General features: G+C 42.1%; 2 protein-coding genes. One reads left to right on the top strand and one right to left on the bottom strand.

Annotated features, from left to right (window positions below):
- Window positions 1–466 precede the first annotated feature (466 nt).
- The gene (locus tag RC73_RS19385) at window positions 467–1165 is read right to left on the bottom strand and encodes a hypothetical protein (protein ID WP_152608474.1); all 699 of its coding nucleotides are present in this window, start codon (window positions 1163–1165) and stop codon (window positions 467–469) included.
- A gap of 226 nt (window positions 1166–1391) precedes the next feature.
- On the opposite strand from RC73_RS19385, the gene RC73_RS19380 reads away from it, so the two are divergent.
- Window positions 1392–2717 carry a hypothetical protein gene (locus tag RC73_RS19380; protein ID WP_160289599.1) on the top strand — a complete coding sequence of 442 codons (1326 nt, stop codon included), beginning with the start codon at window positions 1392–1394 and terminating at the stop codon, window positions 2715–2717.
- Window positions 2718–3084 lie beyond the last annotated feature (367 nt).

Here is a 3084-nt window from a genome sequence, read left to right as displayed (position 1 = left end):
GGCTGGTCTTAATGGGTTGTTGGATTCATAACGTGATGTTTTTTAATAAAATAGGTTGGTTTTTGTGGGGGTTTTAAGTGAAGGCCTTTTGCAAGGTAATCGGAAAAGTAAGATCTGAAGCGGGTTTGCTGGACAGTAGAACTGAAATTCAGGGGATTGTGGGCACTGGTGGGCAAAAAATTTTTCTGTGTGGGCAATCGGTGGACAAAACCAAAAGAAAAAGGGTTAGCATTTCTGCTAACCCTTTGTTTTATTTGGTGGGGCGGCGTCATCTGAATTTGCTTTTTATCTTTTTGTTTTTTAATGATTTATATTGATTTGACTTTATCTTTGGTACACCATTTGGAATACCAAGTCTTAATGTGCACTACTCTTTAAAATTTCTATTGATTTTTAATTAGTTATGAAGAATTCTCCTTTTGGAGTTGAGTTCAGCATCCTAAACGTTGATTTGGTTACTTTGGGGCTACTTGCTGAAAGCAGAGTAGTATAGCTTTGTTGCCTCAATCAACTTTTGAGTATCAATATATTGGTCTCGCTCATTTGCTAAATAGATAAGATCGTAAAGTGTGGTGATGCAGTGCTTTAGATCGTCATTTTGCACTTGTAATTCTTGGATTGCTTGAGAGTCTTTCTCTGTAGTTGGTGGCCTTTTCAACCGAAGCTCCAGTTTCTTATGTTCAAGGGCCATTTGCTTGATTAGATTTTTTTCTGCCTTTCTGCCTTTCTGCCTTTCTGCCTTTTTGGCTTTTAGCTCTTGTTTAGACGCTAAGAACTTTTCATACCCACCGTTTATCAACAGTGTAAGGATTTCCGCTTTCTTCTGCCCACGGCACATTTCGTCAAGTTGATTTAACACGGCTTTGGGCATGCTGACTGACAGAGTACCAATTTTCTTTTCCTTGCGATGTAGCATTACACGCCAAGCGTTCCCCATCGCTCGGGAAAGATTCTTGATGTCACTGGCACTTAAATGATGAGCCTGAATGTGATTTAAGAGTACAAGTTTAATGTTCTCCATACTGGGCGAGCACTCAGTAATCTGGATTTGTTTTTGCTTTAACAGATAGCGCCTGACCCACTCTCGCGCAGCAGGCGTGTCTACGTTGAGAAAATCGAATCGTTTAAGGATATCTGGAGGTGATAATTGGTGGTCTTTCAACATAAAAAGTAGCCCAAACTGAGTTATTACATGTAACATAACATGTGTTACATTTGCTGAACAATGGCTGTTTTATTGAGTTTTATGTGGTATATCTGACCAAATTCATAGGTAAGTGATAATTCAGTTAATGTATCTCCTAAGCTCAATGACTGGTGCTTCACCAGAAACTAGGTTTGTCCTGTTCGCTTGGGCTGCTCGCCTCGGCAATGGCTTTCAATCTGGGACTATGGAGGTACTCGCAACTCACCTGGGAATCTCAAAACGCCATCTTGGTGTGGCTTTGGATTACTTGGTTCGTGAGGGGTATCTTTGGAAAATTAAGAGCCCCTTGGAAGCGCTCAAAGGTGACAAAAGGAAAGTTCGCTTTGACTATTGCCTCACGCCTGAAGCGTGGCAAATGTGGTCTGATTGGGCTTGTGCAGAGTGTAATTGGAAGGACGAAATTGACCATGTGCTCAGGCTGCCACAATCAAATGAGGTAGTTGGATCTAAAAAACGGTCAGCCATAACAGCGCAAATGCGGTTGGTCTGGATAGCACTATTAATGGCGTCCAACAGGGCTGGATATGTTGTCGGTGTTGACTTTGGTACCTTAAGCAAGATGCTGGGAATGTCAAAAGAGCAGTTTTACCGAGCGGCTAAGGCATTATCCCGCAAAGGTGTAGTATCAATTGCAGTAAGCCACTTAGCACGCACTCCTCTGTTTGGACCAACACCTCCTGTATACAAACTCCAACCTCAGTCGACAAAATGGAAATTAATAAAGTTAGGGGTTTCGCTCGGGGATAGTCAATTAGCCCCTCTTAGATTCTTATTTAAGCTTGAGGATTTTTATCTGAAGGCTGCAAAGCATTCGCGAAAAGGACGATTGCCTTCCCAGTCATCTGATTTGCCAGATCATAGTTATTTTGAATTAGCGAAGATTTTTCATAATCAGAAGCTTCGGGCCTTGGTTTACCATGTTTGCAGGTCGGCAATTTTTTTACTCGCCCCATGCTATTCATCGATTAGTGAACGAGCTGATTTACAGGATGAGCCTAATCAGACGAGGAGATACTCGGAAGTAGCGCTACGTGAGCGGGTTAAGTCTATATTAGAAAATGGCTTGTCTTCCATGGATATGAAGAACTTTGCAAAGGCGAACAAGAAGCAGATAGTAGATGAATCATCTGATGTTGACGGCGCTGATTGGCTTGGAGTGTTTACCCTCCGTGAGTTGACGAACGAGGTGGCCAATTTAGTCCAACTAGTCTCACGGCAATTGCGAGTATTTGTTGGCTGTTTGGGTGGCGAACTACGTGTGTTGGAACACCAAAAGAATGAGCATATGGCCACTATATTACACGATCAGGCTGTATCTTTTTTGGAGCTTCACACAGAGCCAGGAAAAGAGGCGAAGCAGGTCTGGGTCACTTCCTGCGTGTTGAGTGTGCTTGTTCCTAATGAAGAAAAATACGACAACTGCTTGGTGCTAGGTGATGTGTTGTTGATGACTAACTCCAGAGTGACTCATCCTTCCATTCAGCAAGTGGACAAGCTCATTTGTTACTGATTTAGTGAGCTTCCCAAGCTTTGCTGATTCGGATTAGTAGTATATTAACAATAAAGGGGATTCTATTTAGTATGCGTTTATTGGAAAGGGTATCTAGCAAGCAACAGTAAAACTCTACTGGCAGTAGTCATCATGTGAATCAATCACGAAGGATGACTATCATGTTCCATTTAAACGCTTTCTCAGCCATAGCCAATCGCTCCCTTTGGATTCCCGAGTACCTTGAGATTATTGAAAGGACACTGGATTTATCTTTGGCGCAATTTAACCGAGTGTGTGTGCTGAGATTTGACCTAAGGTTTCCTGAGTCAGAACAGTAAAAATACAGGACAGCCATATCTTTTTGATGTTTCACACTGATGCTAAA

The organism is Shewanella sp. ECSMB14102, from assembly GCF_000813075.1.
Taxonomy (GTDB): domain Bacteria; phylum Pseudomonadota; class Gammaproteobacteria; order Enterobacterales; family Shewanellaceae; genus Shewanella; species Shewanella indica.
Note: the sequence above shows the minus strand (reverse complement) of the source record. Positions and strands in the feature narration are given on the sequence as shown.